Source organism: Noviherbaspirillum malthae (assembly GCF_015352985.1).
Lineage (GTDB): Bacteria > Pseudomonadota > Gammaproteobacteria > Burkholderiales > Burkholderiaceae_D > Noviherbaspirillum > Noviherbaspirillum malthae.
In genome coordinates this window covers 120,282-143,090 of sequence record NZ_JACYXF010000001.1, presented here as the reverse complement: position 1 = coordinate 143,090, position 22,809 = coordinate 120,282, and the positions used below count along the sequence as shown (strand labels likewise).

Sequence of the window (22,809 nt, the reverse complement as noted above, 5' to 3'; positions counted from 1 at the left end):
AGTGCTAATATGTTGTTCGAACAGCGGGCCGTTCACCTTTGGGCGGACACCGCTTCAAGGAAGGAGAAACGATGAAAGCATCTGCACAGTCTGCACTGGTTCCGGTAAGCCATAACAACGCGCTGGCGTTGGGCTTTTCGGGAAACCTTGGCAACATCGAGGCTTACATCTCTGCAGTCAACCGCATTCCCATGCTCACGCCTGAGGAAGAAACACGCTATGCGCGCCAGTTTCGAGAGGAAAACAACCTCGGAGCCGCGCAAAAGCTCGTGCTGTCGCACCTGCGTCTGGTGGTGTCGATCGCACGCGGCTATCTGGGCTACGGCCTGCCGCATGCCGACCTGATCCAGGAAGGCAATATCGGCCTGATGAAGGCCGTCAAGCGTTTCGACCCGGACCAGGGCGTGCGTCTTGTTTCCTATGCGATGCACTGGATCAAGGCGGAAATGCATGAGTACATTCTGAAGAACTGGCGGCTGGTCAAGGTGGCAACGACGAAGGCGCAGCGCAAGCTGTTCTTCAACCTGCGCAGCCACAAAGAGGGGCTGGACGCGATGACGCCGGCACAGGTCGATGATCTGGCCAAGTCGTTGAACGTGAAGCGCGAGGAAGTGATTGAAATGGAAACCCGCATGTCGGGCCATGACATCGCTCTGGATGCGCCCAGCGATGACGAAGATGACAAGTTTGCGCCGATCGCCTATCTGTCGACCGACGCGAATGAGCCTACCCGCGCGCTGGAAGCCCAGCAGTACGACCGCCTGCAAACGGAAGGCCTGGAAACGGCATTGGGCAAGCTGGATCCGCGTTCCCGCCGCATCGTGGAAGCGCGCTGGCTTGCGAACGACGACGGTTCTGGCGCGACGCTGCATGAGCTGGCTGACGAATTCGGCGTATCGGCCGAGCGCATCCGCCAGATCGAAAGCGCGGCACTGAAGAAGATGAAGGGTACGCTCGCGGCATACGCCTGAAGCGGATCTCGATGCAGCCATGAAAAAGGCGCTCCTCGGAGCGCCTTTTTTGTTTAACGATGCTGTTTGCTGCTTGCGTTCATTACCTTCGTGGCATCGCCGCGGCCTCGTCATGCCCTTGCAGCGGCAACGGCACGACCAACTCTCATGACAGCAGCTGCTTCAGGTCGTGCACGATCGGTTCGGTACCCTGGCCGTGGCGGATGAAGAGCCTGATGCGGCCCTGCGGATCGAACACATAGCTGCCGGCGGTGTGGTCCACCGTATAGCTGCCTGGCTCCTTGCCCGGCACCTTCTGGTAGAAGACCTTGAAATCCTTGGCGACTTTTTCCGTGGCGGCCTTGTCGCCGACCAGACCGATGAAGCGCTTGTCGAAGGCGGGCACGTACTTGGAAAGCAGCTCGGGCGTATCGCGCTCCGGGTCCACCGTAATGAAGATGACCTGAACCTTGTCGGCCTGCGGTCCGAGCTGCTGCATCACGTTGGCCATTTCCGCCATGGTGGTCGGACAGACATCGGGACACTGGGTATAGCCGAAGAAGACGACGACTGCCTTCCCCCTGAAATCGGCCAGCGTGCGCGTCTTGCCGTTGAAGTCGGGCAGCGAGAAATCCTTGGCGTAATCCAGCCCGGTCACATCGGTATTCTTGAAGCTGGACTGCGCCGGGGACAGCAGCATCTGGCCGCCTTCGCTCTGCTTGTCGCAGGCGGAGAGCAGGAGGCCGGCTCCGGCGAGGATGAGCGCAGCGGCACGGCGCGGGAATCGGGATCGCATGATGTCAGAATTTCAGGTAATGATCGACCAGCAGCGCGACGAACAGAAGCGACAGGTAGATGATCGAATAGGCGAAGGTCTTGCGGGCGATCAGGTCGGTGTAGTGGCGATAGATCTGCCACGCATACCACAGGAAGATGGCGCCGAGCACAACGGCGCTCGCAAGGTAGATCAAGCCGCTCATCTGCACCGCGAACGGCAGCATGGTGGTCGCCACCAGCGCGATCGTGTACAGCCAGATATGGAACTGGGTGAATTTCAGGCCGTGGGTTACCGGCAGCATCGGCAGGCCGGACTTTGCGTAATCGTCACGGCGATACAGGGCCAGCGCCCAGAAATGCGGCGGCGTCCAGACGAAAATGATCAGGACGAGTATCCATGCCTGCATCGGCACGTCGTTGGCGACGGCTGCCCATCCCAGTGCGGGCGGCATGGCGCCGGACAGGCCGCCGATCACGATGTTCTGCGGCGTCGCCGGCTTGAGCAGCATGGTATAGATCACTGCGTAGCCGACGAAGGTGGCGAAGGTCAGCCACATCGTCAGGGGATTGACAAAATTGAAAAGAATCCACATGCCGGCGCCGCCGATCACGCCGGAAAACACCAGCGTCTGCCCTACCGTGATTTCGCCGCGTGCCATCGGTCGCCGCGCGGTGCGCGCCATGCGTGAATCGATTTCGCGCTCGACCAGGCAGTTCACCGCGAAGGCTGCGCCGGCCAGCAGCCAGATGCCGATCGTGGCGGCAACGACAATGCGCCAGTCCGGCAGGCCAGGCACGGCCAGAAACATTCCGATGACCGCGCAGAAGACGGCGAGCTGCGTAACGCGCGGCTTGGTCAAAGCCCAATACTGGGCCAGGCGGTTGGGTTGTACGGTCAGGGTAGTCACTTGAGTGTCATGCGGCCGAAAGTTGCGTTGCGCTGCGGCTCGCAGCGGCCTGCTCAGGTATGCGAGCCCGATAGTTTAACATGGTCAGCACAAGCACAAGGACGGCCGCGCCGCCATTGTGCACCACGGCCAACGCCAGCGGCCACTTCAGGAAAATCGTTGACATTCCTGTCAGGAATTGGAATGCCACAGCCATCAGCAGCCATTTCCCAAGCCTCTCGAACCCCTTGATGCGCAAGGCTTTATGTCCGGCCCAGGCGACGGCGGCAATCACCACGAAGGCGAAGTTGCGATGCACCCAGTGGATCGCCGTCAGCGCCGGGAACGGCAGGTAATCACCCTCGGCAGTCTTGCCCAGATGGCGCCAGAGCGTGAATCCATTGTCGAAATCCATGTCGGGCAACACCTTGCCATGGCACAGCGGAAAGTCGAGGCAGGCCAGCGCGGCATAGTTGGTGCTGACCCAGCCGCCGAGTGCAATCTGGACGAACAGCAACATGAGCGCCAGCGTCGCCGGAAGCTTCAGTCGGGCAGCGCCAGATGTCACGGCGGGATGTGCATTTTCGCGCTCCCCGAGCCACACCAGCAGCATGAGCAGGGAAAGGCCCAGCAGCAAGTGGATGGTGACGATGACCGGCTGCAATTTCAAGGTCACCGTCCAGGCGCCGAAGGCGCCCTGCAGGCAGACGAAGCCGAACAGGAAGGTCGGCAGCCAGGGCGAAAAGCGCGGATTGGAGCGGCGCGACTTGATCCATCCGCGCCAGGCGATCGCCATGATGGAAATGATCAGCACGCCGACCGCCATGGCGAGGTAGCGGTGGATCATTTCGATCCAGGCCTTGGCGACAGTCACGGGGCCGGTCGGCATGGCGGCTTCGGCGGCGCTGATATGCTCGTGCGCCTGCAGCGGATTGGCATGGCCGTAGCAGCCCGGCCAGTCGGGGCAGCCCAGTCCCGAATCGGTCAGGCGGGTGAAGGCGCCGAACATGATCAGGTCGAAGGTCAGGAAAACCGTGACCCAGACCAGTTTGCGGTATTTGTTGGCATCGCCGGATACCCAGACGATGGACAGCGGCAGCAGCGCCGCAAGCAGACCCATCAAGCCAAGTTGAATCAGCATGTGCCCGCCTAACCTATTCTGGAAGCCTTGAGCAGCTTGGCAAGATCCTTCTTGATCTTGTTCGGATCAGCATCCTTCGGAAAGCGCATCATCAGATTGCCCAGGGGGTCGATCATGTAGATGTGATCGGTGTAGGCGGATGCCTGATCGCTCGGCAGCCAGGACTTCACCGCCTGCGCGTCGGAGCGCAGCATGTGGGTGCCGTCGTATTCGCGCATCAGCACGGTGTCGAGCGGCTGCTTGTCGGTGATCAGCCAGACGCGCTCGATGCGGTCCATGTCCTTGCCCTGGGCGAGCCGCAGCTGCCGCATGTCATGCAGGCGCTTGCGACACGCTTCTTGGCACTCGCCGCCGTCCGCAATCATCATGATCCACTTGCCCTTGAACTGCTGGAGATTGGCCGGCGCGCCGTCGAGCGCGGCGGTGTTGAGCTGCGGCATCGGATAGGCGCGAGGATCGATCAGGGCGCCGTAATTGGTCCGGCCCTCGGGCTTGATCACGTAGTAGGTCAGGTAGGAAGCGATGAGCGGCGAGGCGCACACAGCCAGCACCGCGAACAGCTTCCAGCGGCCGGTATTTTTACGTTGACTTTTTTCCACGTCGAAATCCTGTGACGACAAAAAATAAAAGGGCGGTGGCTGCCAGCGCATACCACTGGAAGGCATAGCCGCGGTGCTTGTCCGCACCGGATGAGGGGCGCGGCCAGTCCCGGACCAGTCCGTCGGCCGCATCCGACGTCTGCTCGACGACAAACGGCTGCAGTGCAATGCCGGCCGCGCGGCCAATGTCGGCGATCTCGGCATTCTGCACGATCGCACCGGGTTTCAAGGGTTCTGCCGTGCCCAGCTGGAGTACATGACCGGTATTGGCACGCGCCGTCCCGATGATCTCGACCAGACCCGTCGGTGTCGCGATGGGCGGCAATTTGGCGCGGTCTGTCGCGTCTCTCTTGACCCATCCCCGCACTACCAGGATATGCATGTCGGACCCGTCGATTTTCAACGGCGAGAGGACATAAAAACCCGGAGATCCCTGGTAGGGCCGGTTTTCCAGGTAAATGGTCCAGTTGCCAACGAAGCTTCCCTTGGCGCTGACGCGGCGGTATTCCATTTCGCCGGCGTTTTTCGGCGCGCCGTCCAGAGCAAGGACCGCCGAATGGGAGCGCTCCTGAAGTTTGGCCTCGATGGCTTCCTTCTCATGAGCCCGGCGGGTTTGCCAGTTGCCAAGCATGAAACCGATCACCGCGACTGTCACGGCGGCAAGGAAAGGGATCCAGCGAAAACGGAAGGTCAATGGCATTACAATGTCTTTTTAACCGGACCGAAGAGAAGCCTGCTTCCAGACTCCGCAGCTTCGGTCATCCTATCCTGCACACCTTGATGAAAATCCTCGTCGCCATTGCCTTCCTGCTCATTCTGGCCAGCCTCGGTTCCGCACTGCTCTTCCTGATGAAAGACAAGGGCAAGAGCAATCGTACCGTGAAGGCGCTGGCGTTTCGGGTCGGCTTTTCCATCACGCTGTTCATCCTGATCCTGATTGCACACAGCCAGGGCTGGATACAGCCGACCGGCATTCGCTGAGCCCCTAAACAGCCCGGCAGGCAAGCAGTCCATCACTGTGCAGGTCACGCAGAAAAAAAGCCGCACCGTAGTGCGGCTTTTTTTCTGCTATGAATCCTTACAGCCAGTACACGACGACGTAGAGGCCGAGCCAGACGACGTCGACGAAGTGCCAGTACCATGCGGCGCCTTCGAAACCGAAATGGTTTTCCGGAGTGAAGTGGCCCTTCATGACGCGGTACAGCACGACAGCCAGCATGATGGCGCCCAGCGTCACGTGAAAGCCGTGGAAGCCTGTCAGCATGAAGAAGGTCGAACCGTAGATGCCGGAAGTGAGCTTCAGGTTCAGGTCGCTGTAGGCATGCATGTACTCATAGACCTGGAAGCCCATGAAGATGGCGCCGAGGATGATGGTGGCCAGCAGCCAGAACGCCGTCTTGCCACGCTCGCCTGCACGCAGGGCGTGGTGGGAAATGGTCAGGGTTACGCCGGAAGCCAGCAGCAGCGCGGTATTGATGGTCGGGATCGGGAACGGACCCATCTTGGTGAACGGATCGATCGTTCCTGCCGGCGTATTGCCCCACTGCGCGGAGAAATCCGGCCAGAGCAGCTTGTGGTCGATGTCGGCCAGCCAGGGCATCGTGACGCTGCGCGCATAGAACAGGGCGCCGAAGAAGCCGGCGAAGAACATGACTTCGGAGAAAATGAACCAGCTCATGCTCCAGCGGAAAGAGACGTCGATGCGGGAGCTGTAGAGACCGCTTTCCGATTCCGAAAAGGCTTCGCCGAACCACTTGAACAGCACGATCACCGTTGCAATGATGCCGATGATATTGGCGATCGGACCCCAGTTGTAGCCGTTCACCCATGCCGAGGCGCCTGCCATCGTCAGAAGCAGGGACGACCCTGCCAGAACCGGCCACTTGGACGGACCGGGCACGAAATAGTACGGTGCCTTGCCAGCGTGCTGAGAACTCATTTCCATCTCCCAATACAAATTTTAAGTAGTTACTTTGCCACGACGCTCTTCACGATGAGCAGGAGCGTCGCAACGAATATGATTGCTGCAATGATTCCGGCAATGATGACATGCACCGGATTCAACTGCTGCGCATCCTTCTCGTAGTCGCTTCTTTTCCTGACGCCGAAGAAGGACCACAGCACTGCCTTGACCGTCGCACCGAACGATGCCTTGCGCTGCGCCGGTTTGTTCATGTCATCCATGGCGGCGTGTCCTCAGCTGGACTTCTTGCCAGGTCCGCCGATTTCAAAGAATGTATATGACAAGGTTATCGTCTTTACATCCTTTGGCAAGGCCGGATCGACATAAAACACGACCGGCATCTGTTTTGCCTCGTTCGGCCCCAGCGTCTGCTGCTTGAAACAGAAGCACTCCATCTTCTTGAAATGGCTGGATGCCTGCTGCGGCGCATAGCTCGGAATCGCCTGTGCGTCGATGTTGCGCGACTGGGTGTTGACGACCTCATACACAACCTGCGCCATTTCACCCGGATGCACCTGCATGCTGGTCACCGTCGGCCGGAACCGCCACGGCCCTTGCACGTTGGCATCGAATTCAATCGTGATCGTGCGGGTCTTGTCGACCTGCGTATTCTTGATGTCGCCGACCATCGAGTCCTTCGGCGTCAGCAGGTTGATGCCGGTGATCTCGCAGATCTTCTTGTAGATCGGCACCAGCGCATAGCCGAATCCGAACATCATTACCGCCACCACGAGCAGCTTGCCAAGCATCTGCTTGTTCAGTTTGCTGTGCTGCCCGTTCATGTTCGGTTGTTGTTCCATATCAGGCAAACCAGATGCGCTTGATGAAAAAGCCGATGAAGAATGCTGCCGCGATCGAGGCAATAATCAGCGCGGTTTTCAGGTTATTGGGTTTTTTTGAATCCGGCATAGGTGCATGCGTGCCAATGTGCATCGGGGCAGGTGTTGAGCCCTGCCCCTCGGCCTTATGTTACTTGACGGTTGGCGGCACTTCGAAGGTGTGGAACGGCGCCGGGCTCGGCACGGTCCACTCAAGGCCTTCCGCACCATCCCAGGGCTTGGCTTCCGCCGGCTTGCCGCCCTTGATCGACGGGATCACCACGGCGAACAGGAAGTACACCTGCATCAGGCCGAAACCGAATGCGCCGATCGAAGCGATCATGTTGAAGTCGGTGAACTGCGCCGGGTAGTCGGCATAGCGGCGCGGCATGCCTGCCAGACCCAGGAAGTGCATCGGGAAGAAGGTAATGTTGAAGGTGATGATCGAGCCCCAGAAGTGGAACTTGCCGCGGCCTTCGTTGTACATGAAGCCTGTCCACTTCGGACCCCAGTAGTAGAAGCCTGCGAACAGCGCGAACAGCGAGCCGGCCACCAGCACGTAGTGGAAGTGCGCCACCACGTAATAGGTATCCTGCATCTGGATGTCGATCGGCGTAACCGCGAGGATCAGGCCGGTAAAGCCGCCCATCGTGAACACGAAGATGAAGCCGACGGCGAACAGCATCGGGGTCTCGAAGGTCATCGAGCCCTTCCACATGGTGGCGATCCAGTTGAACACCTTCACGCCGGTGGGCACCGAGATCAGCATGGTCGCGTACATGAAGAACAGCTGCGCGGTCACGGGCATGCCGGTGGTGAACATGTGGTGTGCCCAGACGATGAACGACAGGATCGCGATCGATGCGGTTGCATAGACCATCGATGCGTAGCCGAACAGCTGCTTGCGGGCGAAGGCCGGGATGATCTGCGACACGATGCCGAACGCCGGCAGAATCATGATGTAGACCTCGGGATGGCCGAAGAACCAGAAGATGTGCTGGTACATGACCGGGTCACCGCCGCCGGCAGCGTTGAAGAACGAGGTGCCGAAGTGGCGGTCGGTCAGCGTCATGGTGATCGCGCCGGCGAGAACCGGCATCACGGCGATCAGCAGGTAGGCGGTGATCAGCCAGGTCCAGCAGAACATCGGCATCTTCATCAATGTCATGCCGGGAGCGCGCATGTTGAGGATGGTGACGATGATGTTGATGGAACCCATGATCGACGATGCGCCCATGATGTGCATCGCGAAGATGCCCATGTCCATGCCGATGCCCATCTGGGTCGACAGCGGCGCATACAGCGTCCAGCCGGCAGCCGTCGCGCCGCCGGGCACGAGGAAGGACGCGGCCAGCAGGATCGCCGCCGGCGGCAGCAGCCAGAACGAGAAGTTGTTCATGCGGGCGAACGCCATGTCGGATGCGCCGATCTGCAGCGGGATCATCCAGTTGGCGAAGCCGACGAAGGCCGGCATGATCGCGCCGAACACCATGATCAGGCCGTGCATGGTGGTCAGCTGGTTGAAGAACTCCGGCTGAACCAGCTGCAGGCCGGGCTGGAACAGCTCGGCGCGGATGCCCAGGGCGAGTACGCCACCGGACAGCAGCATGATGAAGGAGAACCACAGGTACAGCGAACCGATGTCCTTGTGATTGGTTGCGAACAACCAGCGCTGCCAGCCGTGCGGATGGTCATGCGCGTGGTCGTGAGAGTGATCGTGGGCGTGATCGACTACGGTGGTGCTCATCTCAATCTCCTAATTCTCTTATTACTTGCGCGCAGCCAGCACTTCAGCCGGTTGAACAATATTTTCCTGTGCCTTGTTGGACCAGGAGTTGCGTGTATAGGTGATCACGGCAGCAATATCGGTGTCGTTCAATACGCCCTTCCAAGGCGGCATCGCTCCCTTGCCGTTCAGCAGGATGCCGATCTGCGGCCCCTTGGGACCGGTGACGACAGCGGAAGCGTCAAGCCCGGGGAATGCGCCCGGTACGCCCTTGCCATTGGCCTGATGGCAGGCCACGCAATTGGCTGCGTACACCTTTTCGCCGCGCTGCTTCAGCTCGTCGACGGTATAAGTCTTGTTCGGATCATCAGCCTGTGCAGCCATTTCCTTCTTCTTGCCGTCGACCCACTTCTTGTACTCCTCCTCGCTCACCACGTTGACGACGATGGGCATGAAGGCGTGTTCCTTGCCGCACAGCTCCACACACTGGCCGCGGTAGACGCCGGTCTTTTCCGCACGGAACCAGGTATCGCGGACGAAGCCGGGGATCGCATCCTGCTTGACGCCGAAGGCCGGGATGGTCCAGCCGTGGATGACGTCGTTGGCGGTGGTGACGATGCGGATTTTCTTGTTGACCGGAACGACGACGGGATTGTCGACTTCGATCAGGTAGTTGTCGTTCTTGACCTTGGTGGGATCGACGACCTGCTCGCGCGGCGTCGACAGGGCGGACAGGAAGGAGATGCCTTCGCCTTCGCCCTTGAGGTAATCGTAACCCCACTTCCACTGCATGCCGGTCGCCTTGATGGTGATGTCGGCGTTGGAAGTGTCTTTCATTGCCACCACGGTTTTCGTTGCAGGCAATGCCATGCCGATGACGATCAGGAAAGGAACGACGGTCCAGGCGATTTCGACTGCGGTGCTTTCGTGGAAAGTGGCGGGCTTGTGGCCGAGAGACTTGCGATGCTTGAGGATGGAATAAAACATGACGCCGAAGACGCCGATGAAAATCGCCAGGCAGATAACCAGCATCAGGTTATGCAGCGAGTAGATTTCTTCAGCGATCTTGGTGACCGGCTGCTGGAAATTCAACTGACGCACGGCAGGGCCGCCCTGACTATCCACCACCGCCCATGCTGGCATACCGGCCATCAGGAGCGACGCACCGAGCATCAGTGTTTGGAGGCGCTTCGCAAGTTTCATATTTTCCTCAAAAACCTAAAATTGGAATCCTGTAATTTTTCTTGACGCCAGCTCGCTTCGCAATTCCCGGGCGAGCTCCCGTCTTCTCCATTCCGTCAAAAACCGGCCGACTTCCACCTTGCAATCCCGCGTCTCCAGCGAAATCAGCGCATGTCGCGATTCGGGCGATGCAACGCGCGTACTGCGCGGATCCAGCCTGAATTGCCGAATGCGCTCCACTTGAATCAGTTCAACGAGGAGGCAGTCGTCTGCCAGTTCAATCCGTTCCCGGTCATTGGCATGGCGAGCATACAGGAAAAAGGCAGTTCCCACCGCCAACATTTCCAATATGGCAAAGCCGAGGATGTACCAGGCGCCGCGCAGCGCAAACACCGTCGCAATCAGCAGCGAAGTCATGCACAACGCTACATAAACTGCGACCAGCTGCCGCGGCGAGATCGAACAATTGCGCCTCAAAATCCATTCGCGCGACGCCATAAAAAATCCTGATTGCGGCTACGGACTAAGGGATACAATCACTACGCAAAACCACGGAAGTATAAGGCCAGACTTAGCTGCTTATCAAGCGGAAAAAATTGTCGCGTACCAGCCGCAACGGCCGCCCCGGCGCCGCTTTTGCGGGTGGATTCGGCTGTGGCGCATTGATGTTTTGATCACAGTCGGCCGCGCCTGGATCGGCATACGGATCGCGCGGCCGCATTTGCGCGCACTTACGGTTTGCGATGCGGATCGAAACGGATGATTGCCTCTCCGCTCGAAGTCTTGCGTGGAGCGGGACGGAAGGCATGGCCGTACACCACTTCGAAGGTGAGCGGTATTTTTCCCTCGGCGTTGCGCCGGCCCTCCAGAACCTCGAGCATCCTGGCGTGCGCGCTGCGGCCGAGCAGGCCGCGGCGGCGCGTCAGCAGCGGGTTGCCGCCCCAGGCGCGCACGTCGGCCAGCAGCTTCGCGCCGGAATCGTAGGTCACCGTGATCTTTTCCATGTCCATCACCGGCGTGGAAAAGCCGGCATTGACCAGCATATCTCCGAAATCATGCATGTCGACGAACGAGAACGCATGCGCGGCATCGTCGACTTCGGCAAAGGCATCGCGGACTTCGCGGAAGGTATCCGGGCCGAAGCAGGAAAACATGAGCAGGCCGTCGATGCGCAGGACGCGGCGCCATTCGGAAAAGACGAGGTCCGGCTGCGGATGCCAGTGCAGCGCAAGGTTGGACCAGATGAGATCGGCCGAGCCGGTCTGCAGCGCCAGGCGGGCGAAGTCGCCGCAGATCATGTGCACCGCATCGCCGGCGCCTCCCTTCCCCGGCAGCCATCTGGAAAAGAGACGCTGCATCGATGACATCACCTGCTCGCGATGCCTGCGCGCCTCATCAAGGAGAGCAGAAGAAGCATCGATGCCGATGATGCGCGATTGCGGATAGCGCGACTGCAGCCCGGCCAGATCGGCCCCCTCGCCGCAGCCCAGATCCAGGACGTCTTTCGGCTGCAGCTTGATCAGCAACAGGCGTTCATGCATGCGCTGGGCAATCTCCCTGCGCAGGAAATCCGATTCCCTGATGCGTGCCGGATCGGAAAAAAGACGGCGGACGGTCCGCAGGTCGATCGGACCGCTGGATGCGGAACTGTCGGAAGAATGTGCTGAAGCCAAGGAAAAATCCGGTCGGGCGATGAGATAATGCGGCCAGTTTACACGTTTGAACATTCGCCCGCTTCATGTTCTCCAGCCTGCGTCACTGGTCCCGCTCTGCCCTCGCCCGGCTGCCGGCATTGCTGCCGTCTTCCTGCGCGCTGTGCGGCGCATCGGCGTGCGACAGCCTTTGCGACGCCTGCAAGACTTGCTTTTTCGAGATTGCAACGCCGCGCTGCCGCTGCTGCGCGATGACGCTGCCCACGCCGGCAGGCGCGCATGAACGCTGCGGCCAATGCCTGCGGCAGCCGCCGTCGTTCGATGCGACTGTCGCTGCCTGCGATTACGCGGCGCCGCATGACCGCATGGCGCTCGGTCTGAAGTTCGGCGGGCAGCTGGCATTGGCCCCCGTCATGGCGGCGGTGATGCGTGACGCCATGCTGCGGCATGACAGGCTGATATTACCGGAACTGCTTGCGACAGTGCCCCTGGGGGTAGGCCGCCTCGCGGACCGCGGCTTCAACCAGGCGCTGGGAATTGCCCGGCCCTTGTCGCGCATGCTCGGCATCCCGCTGCACAGGCAACTGCTGCTGCGGCAGCGCGAAACCCGCGCCCAGTCGCTGCTGCACCCGGACGAGCGGCAGAAAAACGTGCGCGGTGCCTTTACGGTGGCTGCACCATCGATAGACCTGATTCGCGGCCGCCATGTCGGCATCGTCGATGACATCATGACCACCGGCGACACGCTGAATGAGGTCGCTGCGACGCTCAAGCGTTTCGGCGCCGCCCGGGTCACGAATTTCGTCTTCGCCCGCACGCCGCAACATTGATCAACAAGCAAGGAGGCCGTTTTGTTCCATGTGGTTCTGGTTGAGCCCGAGATTCCGCCCAATACCGGCAATGTGATCCGCCTGTGCGCCAACACCGGCGCGCAGCTGCATCTGGTGGAGCCGCTCGGTTTTCCGCTCGACGATGCGAAGATGCGGCGCGCCGGCCTCGACTATCATGATTACGCGACGATGAAAGTGCACGCGAGCTGGGAAGCCTTTCTCGCCGCGCAGTCGCCCGATCCGCAGCGCATGTTCGCGATGACGACGCACGGCTCCGCGCCGTTTGCGAACCTAGAGTTCCGCCCCGGCGACGTCTTCGTGTTCGGCTCCGAAACGCGCGGGCTGGCGCCGGAGCTGCGCAATTCCTTCCCGCCTGCGCAGCGCATCCGGCTGCCGATGCGGCCCGATAACCGCAGCCTCAACCTGTCCAACACGGTCGCCGTGGTCGTCTACGAAGCCTGGCGGCAGAATGGCTTCGCCGGCGGAAGCTGAGCCTGTTTATTTCTTATCACCAGGATTTTTCATGACCCTGCATCGCCTCTCATTCCTCACGTTCGCCGTTCTGCTGGCCGGCGTCTCGCATGCCCATGAATACACGGTAAAGCAATTGCAGATTGGGCATCCCTATGCGCGTCCGACCGTCGCGCATCAGCCCGGCGGAGCGGCCTATCTGAGCATTGAAAACAAGGGAAGCCAGGGCGACCGGCTCGTCGGCGTGACATCTCCCGTCGCGAAATCGGCGCAGATCCACACCATGTCGATGGAAGGCAATGTGATGAAGATGCGTGAGGTCGGCGAAATCGGCCTGCCGCCCGGCGCAAAGGTGGAAATGAAGCCGGGCAACGGCTATCACATCATGCTGATGGGACTGAACCAGCCCTTGAAGGCGGGCGAAAAGATTCCGCTGACGCTCAGCTTCGAAAAGGCGGGCAAGACCGAGGTGTCGGTCCTAGTGGAAGACGCGGGCAAGCAGCCGGGACAGCAGGCCACCCCCGTTCCCGCGCTTCACCAGCATTGAAGTCTGCAGCCGCGCCGCCCGGGCTGCGCGGCTTGCTCCGCGTTATACAAATCCCAGGGTGTAACATGCCCCGGGATTTGTATCAGGCGCCGTAGTGGCGGTAGACGGCATGCTTGCCGTCCTGCCTGATCAGGATGACATCGAAAGGATCCTTGCGGTCTCCTTCCATGCCGGGCGAGCCCATCGGCATGCGCGGCACCGCCAGCCCGTAGGCTTTAGGGCGTTCCGCGAGCAGGCGCTTGATGTCGGCCGCAGGCACATGTCCCTCCAGCGCATAACCGGCGACCACGCCGGTATGGCAGGAAGCCAGTTCATTCGGCACCTTGTACTTGCTGCGGTAGGGTGCCGTGTCCTCCACATCGGTCGCTTTCACCGTGAATCCGTTTTCGCGGAGGTGATCAACCCAGGCATGGCAGCATCCGCAGCTCGGCGTCTTGAATACCTGGATGGCGGGCGCCGCGGCGCGGGCGGCGGCAGGGACCAGCAGTGCTGCGAGCGCCGTCTTCAGCAGGGTTCTTCTTTCCATCATGTTCCTCTTCAATGTCCGGCGAGTGTGAACACCGCGCGCAGGCCGCCGGTGTGCACACCCCTGCAATTGTTGATCTGCGGGCTGGCCCAGGAAGCCAGCGGCGTATCGTCGACTCCATCGATGGCGCCGATCTGCTTCAGCACGGCAACGGCGGCGGGAAGAAGCGCCCGCGTATTGCCGTCGGCAATCTTGATGGCGATGCCGATGCCCATCGAGCGTATGCCGATCGCCTGCACCGCCTCGGCGCCGATCTTGGCCACCCAGTCGCCCGGCGCGGTTTGCATGAAGGCAAGATCGCTGCGGCCGCTGCCCGACACCAGTTCGGGATGGCCGGTCATGGCGTCGAACAGGTCGCCCATCACGCTGCCGTAGACCGGATCGCGGTCGCCCTGTGCCAGCCTGGAATAAGCCAGCGCCAGACGTGACAGCGGCAATGCGAAATTCGGCGCAGAACAGCCGTCGATTCCCATCGGCATGGCGTCCGGCGCGAGACCGGTTACCTCTGCGAGGCTTTGCCGCACCGACTGCTGCAGCGGATGCGCGGGCTCGACGTAATTGTCCAGCGGCTTGCCGTGCTGGATGCACCAGGCGAGAAATCCCGCATGCTTGCCGCTGCAATTGTTGTGCAGCTGGTTGAAGCTCGCTCCGGCATCGGGCGCCTTGTCATGCGTTGGGTAGTACAGCGGAACATGACAGCCGCAGCGCAGATGATGCTCGTCGCAGCCGGCCTTGCGCAGCATGCGTTCCACCGTCTCGGTATGCATGGCTTCGCCGGAATGGCTGGCGCACAGCAGCGCCAGTTCGCGGGATTCGAAGCCGAATTTCTCGTGGCCGCCGTCCTGCAGGAAGGGAAGCGCCTGGAATGGCTTGATGGTCGAACGGGTGAAGGTCAGGAAGTCGGGATCGCCGGCGTGATACAGCAATTCGCCGCGCGCATTGACGACCGCCACGGCGCCATGGTGAATCGATTCCGTGTGTCCGCCGCGCGTCGCTTCAACCAATGGGACAAAGGAAGCGTCTGTCATTGCAGTCCCCTTCAGGCTTTCCGCACCTTCGCCAGCAGCTTGGTGGTGGAGCGGTCGTGTTCGAAATCGATGGCCACCGCGCGTCCGCCATAGGCAGCCACGGCGCGGCCTTCGGGAATGGCGTTCATGTCATAGTCGCCGCCCTTGACGTAGATGTCCGGACGCCCTTCCTGCACCACTTCGAGCGCGGTGTCTTCATCGAAGGGCACGACCATGCTGACCGATTCCAGCGCCGCCAGAATGGCCATGCGGTCCTCGCAGGCATTGACCGGCCGGTCGTCGCCCTTGCCGAGGCGCCTGACCGAGGCATCGGTGTTGACGGCGACGACCAGCGACGCGCCGAGCGCCCTCGCCTGCGCGAGATAGGTGACATGGCCGCGGTGCAGGATGTCGAAGACGCCGTTGGTCAGCACCACGGGCTTGGGCAGACGGGCGATGCGCCCGGCGAGTTCGTCGCGGCGGCAGAGTTTCTTTTCGAATTCAGGCATGGAGCAAAGGAAAAAGAAACGAAAAAAGAAAAAGGGCCGCAGGAAATTCCCTGCGGCCCTCGAGTGTAACGCGATTGCGTCCTGCGGTCTTGATGCGTCCGGCGCCGGCGCTCAGGCGGCCGGCTTCAGCTGCCCCGGTTGCAGGCGCGCGGTGACTTCCTTGCGGTAGCGGTTCAGGTCCTGCACCGACTCGAAGGTACGTTCGAACAGCAGCGACATGTTGTGCAGGATGCGGTCGACCACCTTCTTTTCCCACTCGCCGTCGAACTTGATCTGGCCGTCGAGCCAGCGTTCCAGCCAGTTCGGATCCGGCAGGCGGCTCTGCACGGTGTCATTCGGGAACAGCGACTGGTTGACGTGCAGGTTGGTCGGGTGCAGCGGCTTTTCGGTGCGGCGCGCGGAGGCCATCAGTACGCCGATCTTGGCAAATGCGGCACGTGCCGAATCGCCCACTTCGCCCAGCGCCTTCTTCATGTAGCGCAGGTAAGCGCCGCCATGGCGGGCTTCGTCCTGGCTGATGATCTTGTAGATGGCCTTGATGACCGGCTCGGTATGCCAATCGGAGGCGCAGCGGTACCAGTGATTCAGGCGGATCTCGCCGCAGAAGTGCAGCATCAGCGTTTCGAGCGGAGGCGCGGGATCGAATTCGAAACGCACGTTATGCAGTTCCTCTTCGGTCGGAACCAGTTCGGGACGGAAACGGCGCAGATATTCCATCAGTACCAGCGAATGCTTCTGCTCTTCAAAGAACCAGACGGACATGAACGCGGAGAAATCACTGTCGCCGCGATTGTCGCGCAAAAACATTTCGGTCGCGGGCAATGCGGACCATTCGGTGATCGCATTCATCCTGATGGTCTGGGCTTGCTCGTCCGACAATTTCGATGCATCAAACTGGTCCCACGGAATGTCTTTTTCCATGTTCCAGCGGACTTGTTCGAGCGATTTGAAGAGTTCTGGGTACAGCATCACGCACCTTCGAGATTAGTTAACCAATTGATTTTACCAAAGAAAAGCGTGGAAACCCCTTTCCGGACATGTTTGACACGATGCTTGGAATAAGGAGCTGCAAGTGAGTTGCGCAGGTTGAACACCATGGCATTCATATCGGATCTGCAGAAGTTTCCGACCTGGCTTGAACCATGACAACTGCCAGCGAAATGTTTCTCCCTGATAAGGCAAGTTCATTTCACGGCATCGGCATTATGACAACGGCAACGAGTTCGAGTGCCGGAGATCATGCACATTAACGACCGCCGCGGCGGCTGCTCAATGCGGATCGTGCGGATTGCGGCGGCGATACCATTCACCGAGCTGCGCTGCGACGTCGGAAAGGTCGAGCACGACAATGCCGGGCGGCGGACGGCGGGCCAGCACCGCACAGCCGCCGCCTATCCAGATTTCGGTATCCGGCTTCAAGCCGGCGCGCAGATCGCGCAGGCCTTCGAGCGCCTGGTTGCCGTTCATTGCGGAAGAAAACGAGAGTGCAACGATGTCGGCATGCTGCGTTTCGGCGGCCCTGGAAATTTCGATGATCGGCGTCTGCACGCCGAGCGAGATGCAGCTTGCGCCTTCCAGCGCGAAGATGGCTTCCGCCATCAGCAGGCCGAGTCCGTGCTGCTCCTGGGGAAAAGTGGTCAGCAGGACGCGCGGCCGTCCGGCGCCGCCGTGCGGTCTCGGAACGGCGGCAATCGCATTGCGCAGCACGATCTGCACCGACTCGGTATAGAGGTGCTCTTCAAAGACGGCAAGGCTGCCGTTGGCCCAATGCCTGCCCACGATATGGTTGAGCGGCGCAATGATGTTGACCACGCATCCGAACAGCCCGAGCCGCAGCAGGTCCTGCGAAAGCATTCGGCGAAATTCCTCGAAGCGGTGCGTCTTGCACAGATCGAGATAATGCTGCAGTTCTTCCCTTTCACCGTCTTCGATACGCAGCGGCAACGCGGTGCGGGCGATGCCTTGCGCAAGCGCCTGCAATTCCTCGATATTGCGATCGACAATCTTTCCCGGCCGATGCCCGATGTCGATCAGCCGCTTGAGCAATTGCAGCTTGCGCACGTCTTCCAGCGCATAGATGCGCTCGCCGAAAGCATCCCGTCCGGGCTGCGGGAATCCGTAGCGCCGTTCCCAGATGCGCAGCGTATCTTTGGACAAGCCGGTCTCGCGCTCGACCGAGCCGATGCTGAGCGGAGCGGCCGGAGTAGCGTCAGAGGTCATTGGAAGACATGAAATGGATTAGGGTTCTGGACACGATGCAACGCGGAATGCTCAATATGTCAACATTGTATGCGAAGCCTTCTGTCATGGACAATGGATTGACAAAAGCTTCTCGCACCAATACCCGTTCACATCAAATCTCCTGCCGGCATTACCGATGCCACATTGATCACAACGACAAGTAAAACCGCCAGCGTTTCCGATGTTGAAGTTTTTTCAATGCAACTATTTTCTGCCCGGTGCTGTCCATGCATGTCGGAATGTTCAAGAATACTGCCGCTCTTATTGCCCGTTGCAAGGGAGCCATGTCAAGCAGCTGGACAGGGAGGCCGGGAACGCATGCTTTTTCAATTCTTCAATCGCATCAAATGGCATGCAAGCTTGAGCATGCTGACTTTTTCGACTCAGGTGAGCGCAGCCGCGATGGGACCGAAACCGGACCAGGACATCCTCGGCCAGTTGCCGGACCTGCAGGGCGGCATGCATGCGCCCGGCTATTTCGGCCTCGCGCGCGACCGCGCAATGATCGGCTACAACGGCCAGCAGGAAAAATGGGACGCCAAGCTCGAGCAGTACACGGTGGCTCCGGCCCTGACCCTGGATTACGGCCGTGCCCTGTCGAAGCAGTTCGGCGTGGGTGGCACCCTTACCCACCGGGAACAGCAATCGGAAGTGGTCGTCAACGGCATCTTCGCGCCCAAGAAAAACGTGCGATTCCGTATCGCCGGGTCGCAGCTGCATAGCGCCACGGACGGCAGCTCGGGCATTGCGGCGGTACAGCAGCAAGGCTACCTGCTGGGCGCGAAGAAATACTGGGACCATTACGAATACCTGTCCGACCTCGGTATTTCCGCGTACAAGGTCGAGGCCAATGCGGCCGCCTCGTCGGCGGTATCGACGCTCACCGACCCGGATACGCTGGATGCGGGCATGGCCGGCATCCAGCTGCCGGCATCCGGGCGCACCGACGGCTACCAGCTCAGTCTCAACCTGCGCCCCTCGCCCGTCTCCAGGCTCGAACTCAAGCATGACTTGAACCAGGCCAGCTATTTCGGCGATGCGGCCGCCATGCGCAGCGAATCTCAATCGTCGAACCGCGTCCGCTATTCCCATTTCTTCGACGACTGCCTTCAGCTGCATGGCGGCTATGCCAGCACGAGCAGCTCAGAGCGCTTCGACCTGACCCTGACGCGCGACCGATGGAATCTGCAGGTCGTCCGCGAACAGAACGACGGCGCCGGCAGCACCGCCATGCGCATCGGCTACAGCGTGCCGCTGGGGCAGCGGCCGAACACCAGGCGCCAGTGCGGTTCGGTCGGCGCGCCGCGCTTCGATTCCATTGTCAATGCCACCATGAAAAGACCGGCCCAGCTGCCGGCGGAGCCGATGGCCATCGGCACCATCCGTTAAACACCCTGGAAACACCATGGAAAACGGGGCATTTTCCAGGCAACTCCGTATGACTCCATACGTTGGTGCGGCATGATTCAGGAAAAGCGCCGGTTCAGACGGAAAATAGATGCTTGGAAGATACGGCTCGGGATATCATGAACCGGGTCCGCCATGGCAGCGTGCGCCATTCGCACGTTGAGCAGTTGACTGGCGGCTTGCCGAAGCGACATGGGGTCCGCCGGCTCAACCTGGCCTGAATACATACACACCATGGAATCACGGTACGAGCCCTGGCTCGTCATGCTTTCGATCGCCATTGCCGTCTTTGCTTCCTTCGTCGCCTTCAACCTGACCGGCCGCGTTGCGGCGGCAAGAAGCCGGCGGGCCGCGGCCTGCTGGCTGGCGGGCAGCGCGCTGTCCATGGGCACGGGCATCTGGGCAATGCATTTCATCGGCATGCTCGCGCTCAAGCTGGCCATCCCGGTGTTCTACGACCTCGGCCCGACGGTGCTGTCCCTCCTGATCGCCATCGGCGTCAGCGCTTATTCGCTGCATATCCTGAACCTTCCCTCCGGCAGGAAGCCGCAGCTGCTTGTTGCCGGCGCCGTGATGGCCGGCGGCATCGTCGCCATGCATTATGTCGGCATGTCGGCGCTGGCATTGAATCCGGCCGTCACCTACGACTCCTGGCTGGTGTTCACCTCCATCCTGATTGCAGCCGCCGCCTCCACCGGCGCGCTGTCGATCAACCGGCGCGTACGCGGCGCACGAGCAGCCTCCGGCCTGCCGCTGCGGCTGCTGGGCGCGCTGGTCATGGGACTGTCGATCGCGGGAATGCATTACACCGGCATGGCGGCTGCGCATATTCCCGCCGGCGCCGTCTGCATCACCGAAAACGGCGTGCTGAACGCCTGGTGGCTGGCCTGGGCCGTGGGCGGCATCGCTTTCCTGCTGCTGGCGACGAGCTTTCATCTTTCCGTCGTCGATTCCTACCTCGCCGCGCGTTCCGGCCAGCATACGCTGGAATTGGAGAAGGTGAACAACGACCTCGAACGCAAGGCCGCGGAACTCATGCATGCCAACAGCCAGCTGCGCCAGGAGATCCAGGAGCGCATCCGTTCGGAAGAGAAAGTGGCCTATCTCGCCTACCATGACACACTGACCTCGCTGCCGAACCGGCGCATGCTCAGCAGCCATCTGCTGCGAGCCATGAACCAGGCGCAGCGGCACGGCAGGATGCTGGCCCTGCTGCTCATCGACCTCGACCGCTTCAAGACGGTCAACGACACGATGGGCCATGAAGCCGGCGACCAGCTGCTGCAGGAAGTCGCCACCCGCATCCGGCACTGCCTGCGCGAAAGCGACATCATTGCGCGCCTGGGCGGAGACGAATTCGTCGTGCTGCTGGAAGACGTCGATGCGCCGGCGACGGTGGCCGTGGTCGCGGAAAAGATATTGGCGGTGGCGCGCTGGCCGTTCGTCATCGGCGAACAGGAGTTCTATGTCACCGCCAGCATCGGCGTCAGCCTGTTTCCGCGCGACGGCCACAATGAGCAGTCGCTGCTGCGCTGCGCGGACGTGGCCATGTACAAGGCAAAGGACGACGGCAAGAATGCCTTCCGCTTCTACTGCAACGAGCTCAACGAGCATGTGATCGAGAAGCTGACGCTGGAAACCTATCTGCGCACCGCCATCGAGCGCCGCGAGATTTCGATGCATTACCAGCCCAAGGTCGGACTGCCAGGCGGCCGCATCGTCGGCGTCGAGGCCCTGATGCGCTGGACGCATCCCAAGCTGGGCACGGTGCCTCCCACCCGCTTCATTCCGCTGGCCGAGGAAACCCGCCTCATCCACCAGCTCGGACGCTGGGCGATCGAGGAATCCTGCCGGCAGGCCGTCGCCTGGCGCGAACAGGGCTTCGGGGACCTGAACGTGGCGGTGAACCTGTCGGTGTCGCAGTTCAGCGACGAGGGATTGCACCGCGATATCGCCGCAATCCTGATCGAGACCGGCATGGACCCGACGCGGCTGGAGCTGGAAATCACGGAAAGCATGTTCATGGACCGCTTCGAGGAAAGCCTGAAGACGATAGTGCGGCTCAAGGAAGCGGGCGTGCGCATTGCGGTCGATGATTTCGGCACCGGCTTTTCTTCGCTGTCGACGCTCAAGAACCTGCCGATCGACACGCTCAAGATCGACGGCGCCTTCGTGCGCGGACTTCCCTCCGATACCAAGGACGCCGGCATCACGCGTGCGATCGTCGCCATGGCCAAGACGCTGAACGTGACGGTGGTGGCCGAAGCGGTGGAAACCGAGGCGCAGCGCGACTTCCTGCAGGCCGCCTCATGCGATCAGGTGCAGGGTTACTACTACAGCAAGCCGGTGCCGGCGGCGCAGCTGTCGGCCATGCTGGCCGCTGCACCGGCACCCGTGCCGGCATCGCTTGCCTGAAGCCGCCCCGGGCAGCGAAGACTCGGGCGTCATGCAATTTCGAAATCCTCGCGGAAGCGGCGCACCGCCTCGTTGACCATGCCTTCGGTGCTACCGCATTGCGCACGCTTGTCGCGCAGGTAGCTGGCGTCGCTGCCCGCCTGTGCGGCTTGCCGTATGTGCGCCAGCGCAGCTTCGCCGCCCAGCGCCGCAGCGAAGGGCTGGATGCGCTCCAGGGTGGAGAGAATGTCTTCACGCAGCGTTTTCGCTTCATGCGTCTGCGGATGGACGATGGTGCCGTCCAAGCCGAAGCGGCAGGCTTGGAAGCGGTTGTAGTTGTACACCAGGTAATCCTCCTCGCGCGGCGCGGGCTCCATGCCCTCGAGCAGATAGCAGCACAGCGCCTGCAGGTAGCAGGCTAGCCCGGCGGCGCGCTCCACCGTCAGCGGCGTGTCGCACACCCGCAGTTCGATGGTGCCGTATTCCGGCTTGGGGCGGATGTCCCAGTAGAAGTCCTTCATGCTCTTGACGATGCCGGTGTGTTCCATCTTGGCGAAATACTCGTTCTGGAATTCTTCCCAGGTGAGCAGGAAAGGCGCGCGGCCGCTCAGCGGAAAGGCGAACACCGAGTTCAGGCGCGCGGAATTGAACAGGGTATCCCTGCCTTGTACATAGGGTGACGATGCCGAGAGCGCGATGAAGTGCGGCACGTAGCGGTTGAGGCTGTGCAGCAGGCGCAGCGCGACGTCGCCGGAACTGCAGCCGACGTGCACGTGCTGGCCGAAGATGGTGAACTGCTTGGCCAGGTAGCCGTACAGGGTCGAGACTTCCTGGAAGCGCGGCTTGGAAAATATCTTGCGCTCCGACCAGTTTTGGAAGGGATGCGTGCCGCCGCCGCAGACGCCGACATTGAGCATGTCGCCGGCGCGCACCAGGGTATCGCGGATCTCGCGCAGCTGCGCCAGCAGCTCCGCATGGTTGGTATGCACGTCGGTCGAGATCTCGATCATGCTCTCCGTGATTTCGGGCACCACGTTGCCGGGAAACTTGCGGCGCGACAGCAGCGCGAGCATGTCGGGGCTGGCATCGACCAGGTCGAAGTCGCTCAGGCTGACCAGCTGCAGTTCGAGTTCGACGCCCAGCGTCAGGGGTTTGGACTCGCCAAAGGGTTCGAGCGGCATG

At 61.1% G+C, this 22,809-nt stretch carries 28 protein-coding genes; 7 read left to right on the top strand and 21 right to left on the bottom strand.

Going from position 1 to position 22,809, the window contains the following annotated elements; all coding sequences use genetic code 11:
* Positions 1-71: 71 nt before the first annotated feature.
* Positions 72-971, top strand: a complete 900-nt coding sequence (gene rpoH, locus IGW03_RS00715; RefSeq protein ID WP_194720593.1) for an RNA polymerase sigma factor RpoH — start codon at positions 72-74, stop codon at positions 969-971.
* A 145-nt stretch (positions 972-1,116) separates the two neighbouring features.
* On the opposite strand, the gene IGW03_RS00710 is transcribed toward rpoH, so the two are convergent.
* Genes IGW03_RS00710 through IGW03_RS00690 form a run of 5 tightly spaced genes read right to left on the bottom strand, consistent with a single transcriptional unit; the run spans position 1,117 to position 5,054 of the window.
* Positions 1,117-1,746: an SCO family protein gene (locus tag IGW03_RS00710; protein WP_194720592.1), complete on the bottom strand. Its 630-nt coding sequence runs from the start codon at positions 1,744-1,746 to the stop codon at positions 1,117-1,119.
* Positions 1,747-1,750: 4 nt separating this feature from the next.
* Positions 1,751-2,635 carry a heme o synthase gene (cyoE, locus tag IGW03_RS00705; RefSeq protein WP_194720591.1) on the bottom strand — a complete coding sequence of 295 codons (885 nt, stop codon included), beginning with the start codon at positions 2,633-2,635 and terminating at the stop codon, positions 1,751-1,753.
* 7 nt (positions 2,636-2,642) lie between these two features.
* Entirely contained in the window at positions 2,643-3,755 is a 1,113-nt protein-coding gene (locus IGW03_RS00700; protein WP_194720590.1) for a COX15/CtaA family protein, read from the bottom strand.
* An 8-nt stretch (positions 3,756-3,763) separates the two neighbouring features.
* The gene (locus tag IGW03_RS00695; protein WP_194720589.1) at positions 3,764-4,354 is read right to left on the bottom strand and encodes an SCO family protein; all 591 of its coding nucleotides are present in this window, start codon (positions 4,352-4,354) and stop codon (positions 3,764-3,766) included.
* Positions 4,335-5,054 carry an SURF1 family protein gene (locus IGW03_RS00690; protein ID WP_194720588.1) on the bottom strand — a complete coding sequence of 240 codons (720 nt, stop codon included), beginning with the start codon at positions 5,052-5,054 and terminating at the stop codon, positions 4,335-4,337. The genes IGW03_RS00695 and IGW03_RS00690 overlap by 20 nt, the downstream gene beginning before the upstream one ends.
* A gap of 80 nt (positions 5,055-5,134) precedes the next feature.
* Between IGW03_RS00690 and IGW03_RS00685 the strand changes: the two genes are divergently transcribed.
* Positions 5,135-5,335 carry a twin transmembrane helix small protein gene (locus tag IGW03_RS00685; RefSeq protein WP_194720587.1) on the top strand — a complete coding sequence of 67 codons (201 nt, stop codon included), beginning with the start codon at positions 5,135-5,137 and terminating at the stop codon, positions 5,333-5,335.
* 97 nt (positions 5,336-5,432) lie between these two features.
* On the opposite strand, the gene IGW03_RS00680 is transcribed toward IGW03_RS00685, so the two are convergent.
* The 8 genes from IGW03_RS00680 to IGW03_RS00650 all read right to left on the bottom strand — a co-directional run bounded on the left by IGW03_RS00680 (position 5,433) and on the right by IGW03_RS00650 (position 11,716).
* Positions 5,433-6,293, bottom strand: a complete 861-nt coding sequence (locus tag IGW03_RS00680) for a cytochrome c oxidase subunit 3 (protein WP_194720586.1) — start codon at positions 6,291-6,293, stop codon at positions 5,433-5,435.
* 29 nt (positions 6,294-6,322) lie between these two features.
* On the bottom strand, positions 6,323-6,538 hold the full coding sequence (locus tag IGW03_RS00675) for a DUF2970 domain-containing protein (RefSeq protein WP_194720585.1): 216 nt from the start codon (positions 6,536-6,538) through the stop codon (positions 6,323-6,325).
* A gap of 12 nt (positions 6,539-6,550) precedes the next feature.
* The gene (locus IGW03_RS00670) at positions 6,551-7,117 is read right to left on the bottom strand and encodes a cytochrome c oxidase assembly protein (protein ID WP_228534868.1); all 567 of its coding nucleotides are present in this window, start codon (positions 7,115-7,117) and stop codon (positions 6,551-6,553) included.
* Position 7,118: 1 nt separating this feature from the next.
* Complete coding sequence (locus tag IGW03_RS37845) at positions 7,119-7,226, bottom strand: cytochrome oxidase small assembly protein (protein WP_228534866.1); 108 nt, start codon at positions 7,224-7,226, stop codon at positions 7,119-7,121.
* Positions 7,227-7,286: 60 nt separating this feature from the next.
* Complete coding sequence (ctaD, locus tag IGW03_RS00665; RefSeq protein WP_194720584.1) at positions 7,287-8,882, bottom strand: cytochrome c oxidase subunit I; 1,596 nt, start codon at positions 8,880-8,882, stop codon at positions 7,287-7,289.
* 21 nt (positions 8,883-8,903) lie between these two features.
* Positions 8,904-10,064 carry a cytochrome c oxidase subunit II gene (gene coxB, locus IGW03_RS00660; RefSeq protein ID WP_194720583.1) on the bottom strand — a complete coding sequence of 387 codons (1,161 nt, stop codon included), beginning with the start codon at positions 10,062-10,064 and terminating at the stop codon, positions 8,904-8,906.
* Between the two features lie 15 nt (positions 10,065-10,079).
* Positions 10,080-10,541 carry a DUF2244 domain-containing protein gene (locus IGW03_RS00655; protein WP_194720582.1) on the bottom strand — a complete coding sequence of 154 codons (462 nt, stop codon included), beginning with the start codon at positions 10,539-10,541 and terminating at the stop codon, positions 10,080-10,082.
* A 233-nt stretch (positions 10,542-10,774) separates the two neighbouring features.
* On the bottom strand, positions 10,775-11,716 hold the full coding sequence (locus tag IGW03_RS00650; RefSeq protein ID WP_228534864.1) for a methyltransferase domain-containing protein: 942 nt from the start codon (positions 11,714-11,716) through the stop codon (positions 10,775-10,777).
* A gap of 65 nt (positions 11,717-11,781) precedes the next feature.
* On the opposite strand from IGW03_RS00650, the gene IGW03_RS00645 reads away from it, so the two are divergent.
* From IGW03_RS00645 to IGW03_RS00635, 3 genes are read left to right on the top strand one after another with little or no spacing between them, the layout of a single operon-like run.
* Positions 11,782-12,525, top strand: coding sequence for a ComF family protein (locus IGW03_RS00645; RefSeq protein WP_194720580.1), 744 nt, complete (start codon positions 11,782-11,784; stop codon positions 12,523-12,525).
* 21 nt (positions 12,526-12,546) lie between these two features.
* Complete coding sequence (trmL, locus tag IGW03_RS00640; protein WP_194720579.1) at positions 12,547-13,017, top strand: tRNA (uridine(34)/cytosine(34)/5-carboxymethylaminomethyluridine(34)-2'-O)-methyltransferase TrmL; 471 nt, start codon at positions 12,547-12,549, stop codon at positions 13,015-13,017.
* Positions 13,018-13,048: 31 nt separating this feature from the next.
* Positions 13,049-13,543: a copper chaperone PCu(A)C gene (locus IGW03_RS00635; RefSeq protein ID WP_194720578.1), complete on the top strand. Its 495-nt coding sequence runs from the start codon at positions 13,049-13,051 to the stop codon at positions 13,541-13,543.
* Positions 13,544-13,625: 82 nt separating this feature from the next.
* Here the strand turns inward: IGW03_RS00635 and IGW03_RS00630 are convergent, their stop codons facing one another.
* From IGW03_RS00630 to IGW03_RS00605, 6 genes are all read right to left on the bottom strand, one after another.
* Positions 13,626-14,069, bottom strand: coding sequence for a DUF411 domain-containing protein (locus IGW03_RS00630; protein WP_194721172.1), 444 nt, complete (start codon positions 14,067-14,069; stop codon positions 13,626-13,628).
* 11 nt (positions 14,070-14,080) lie between these two features.
* Positions 14,081-15,097: an asparaginase gene (locus IGW03_RS00625; RefSeq protein ID WP_194720577.1), complete on the bottom strand. Its 1,017-nt coding sequence runs from the start codon at positions 15,095-15,097 to the stop codon at positions 14,081-14,083.
* 11 nt (positions 15,098-15,108) lie between these two features.
* Complete coding sequence (gene rfaE2 / locus IGW03_RS00620) at positions 15,109-15,585, bottom strand: D-glycero-beta-D-manno-heptose 1-phosphate adenylyltransferase (protein WP_194720576.1); 477 nt, start codon at positions 15,583-15,585, stop codon at positions 15,109-15,111.
* Positions 15,586-15,696: 111 nt separating this feature from the next.
* Entirely contained in the window at positions 15,697-16,554 is an 858-nt protein-coding gene (locus tag IGW03_RS00615; protein ID WP_151635821.1) for a ferritin family protein, read from the bottom strand.
* On the bottom strand, positions 16,554-16,691 hold the full coding sequence (locus IGW03_RS00610) for a hypothetical protein (protein WP_194720575.1): 138 nt from the start codon (positions 16,689-16,691) through the stop codon (positions 16,554-16,556). The genes IGW03_RS00615 and IGW03_RS00610 overlap by 1 nt, the downstream gene beginning before the upstream one ends.
* A gap of 163 nt (positions 16,692-16,854) precedes the next feature.
* Entirely contained in the window at positions 16,855-17,805 is a 951-nt protein-coding gene (locus IGW03_RS00605; RefSeq protein WP_194720574.1) for a MerR family transcriptional regulator, read from the bottom strand.
* 387 nt (positions 17,806-18,192) lie between these two features.
* On the opposite strand from IGW03_RS00605, the gene IGW03_RS00600 reads away from it, so the two are divergent.
* The gene (locus IGW03_RS00600; protein WP_194720573.1) at positions 18,193-19,215 is read left to right on the top strand and encodes a hypothetical protein; all 1,023 of its coding nucleotides are present in this window, start codon (positions 18,193-18,195) and stop codon (positions 19,213-19,215) included.
* Positions 19,216-19,292: 77 nt separating this feature from the next.
* Here IGW03_RS00600 and IGW03_RS00595 read toward each other — a convergent pair whose 3' ends face one another.
* Positions 19,293-19,514 carry a hypothetical protein gene (locus tag IGW03_RS00595; RefSeq protein WP_194720572.1) on the bottom strand — a complete coding sequence of 74 codons (222 nt, stop codon included), beginning with the start codon at positions 19,512-19,514 and terminating at the stop codon, positions 19,293-19,295.
* Here IGW03_RS00595 and IGW03_RS00590 point away from each other — a divergent pair.
* On the top strand, positions 19,498-21,648 hold the full coding sequence (locus IGW03_RS00590; RefSeq protein ID WP_194720571.1) for a putative bifunctional diguanylate cyclase/phosphodiesterase: 2,151 nt from the start codon (positions 19,498-19,500) through the stop codon (positions 21,646-21,648). The two genes, IGW03_RS00595 and IGW03_RS00590, sit on opposite strands and share 17 nt — an antisense overlap.
* Positions 21,649-21,677: 29 nt before the next feature.
* Here the strand turns inward: IGW03_RS00590 and IGW03_RS00585 are convergent, their stop codons facing one another.
* Positions 21,678-22,808 (bottom strand): YbdK family carboxylate-amine ligase, encoded by a 1,131-nt coding sequence (locus tag IGW03_RS00585; RefSeq protein WP_194720570.1) that lies wholly within the window; start codon positions 22,806-22,808, stop codon positions 21,678-21,680.
* Position 22,809 lies beyond the last annotated feature (1 nt).

Coding starts and splice junctions, on each gene's coding strand:
- IGW03_RS00635 (WP_194720578.1), top strand. CDS start 13,049: ATGACCCTGCATCGCCTCTCATTCCTCACGTTCGCCGTTCTGCTGGCC.
- IGW03_RS00605 (WP_194720574.1), bottom strand. CDS start 17,805: ATGACCTCTGACGCTACTCCGGCCGCTCCGCTCAGCATCGGCTCGGTC.
- IGW03_RS00630 (WP_194721172.1), bottom strand. CDS start 14,069: ATGGAAAGAAGAACCCTGCTGAAGACGGCGCTCGCAGCACTGCTGGTC.
- IGW03_RS00655 (WP_194720582.1), bottom strand. CDS start 10,541: ATGGCGTCGCGCGAATGGATTTTGAGGCGCAATTGTTCGATCTCGCCG.
- rpoH (WP_194720593.1), top strand. CDS start 72: ATGAAAGCATCTGCACAGTCTGCACTGGTTCCGGTAAGCCATAACAAC.
- IGW03_RS37845 (WP_228534866.1), bottom strand. CDS start 7,226: ATGCCGGATTCAAAAAAACCCAATAACCTGAAAACCGCGCTGATTATT.
- IGW03_RS00625 (WP_194720577.1), bottom strand. CDS start 15,097: ATGACAGACGCTTCCTTTGTCCCATTGGTTGAAGCGACGCGCGGCGGA.
- IGW03_RS00595 (WP_194720572.1), bottom strand. CDS start 19,514: ATGGCGATCGAAAGCATGACGAGCCAGGGCTCGTACCGTGATTCCATG.
- rfaE2 (WP_194720576.1), bottom strand. CDS start 15,585: ATGCCTGAATTCGAAAAGAAACTCTGCCGCCGCGACGAACTCGCCGGG.
- IGW03_RS00645 (WP_194720580.1), top strand. CDS start 11,782: ATGTTCTCCAGCCTGCGTCACTGGTCCCGCTCTGCCCTCGCCCGGCTG.
- IGW03_RS00690 (WP_194720588.1), bottom strand. CDS start 5,054: ATGCCATTGACCTTCCGTTTTCGCTGGATCCCTTTCCTTGCCGCCGTG.
- coxB (WP_194720583.1), bottom strand. CDS start 10,064: ATGAAACTTGCGAAGCGCCTCCAAACACTGATGCTCGGTGCGTCGCTC.
- IGW03_RS00615 (WP_151635821.1), bottom strand. CDS start 16,554: ATGCTGTACCCAGAACTCTTCAAATCGCTCGAACAAGTCCGCTGGAAC.
- IGW03_RS00675 (WP_194720585.1), bottom strand. CDS start 6,538: ATGGATGACATGAACAAACCGGCGCAGCGCAAGGCATCGTTCGGTGCG.
- IGW03_RS00685 (WP_194720587.1), top strand. CDS start 5,135: ATGAAAATCCTCGTCGCCATTGCCTTCCTGCTCATTCTGGCCAGCCTC.
- IGW03_RS00700 (WP_194720590.1), bottom strand. CDS start 3,755: ATGCTGATTCAACTTGGCTTGATGGGTCTGCTTGCGGCGCTGCTGCCG.
- IGW03_RS00590 (WP_194720571.1), top strand. CDS start 19,498: ATGCTTTCGATCGCCATTGCCGTCTTTGCTTCCTTCGTCGCCTTCAAC.
- ctaD (WP_194720584.1), bottom strand. CDS start 8,882: ATGAGCACCACCGTAGTCGATCACGCCCACGATCACTCTCACGACCAC.
- IGW03_RS00600 (WP_194720573.1), top strand. CDS start 18,193: ATGCTGACTTTTTCGACTCAGGTGAGCGCAGCCGCGATGGGACCGAAA.
- IGW03_RS00585 (WP_194720570.1), bottom strand. CDS start 22,808: ATGCCGCTCGAACCCTTTGGCGAGTCCAAACCCCTGACGCTGGGCGTC.
- IGW03_RS00670 (WP_228534868.1), bottom strand. CDS start 7,117: ATGGAACAACAACCGAACATGAACGGGCAGCACAGCAAACTGAACAAG.
- IGW03_RS00710 (WP_194720592.1), bottom strand. CDS start 1,746: ATGCGATCCCGATTCCCGCGCCGTGCCGCTGCGCTCATCCTCGCCGGA.
- IGW03_RS00680 (WP_194720586.1), bottom strand. CDS start 6,293: ATGAGTTCTCAGCACGCTGGCAAGGCACCGTACTATTTCGTGCCCGGT.
- IGW03_RS00610 (WP_194720575.1), bottom strand. CDS start 16,691: ATGAATGCCATGGTGTTCAACCTGCGCAACTCACTTGCAGCTCCTTAT.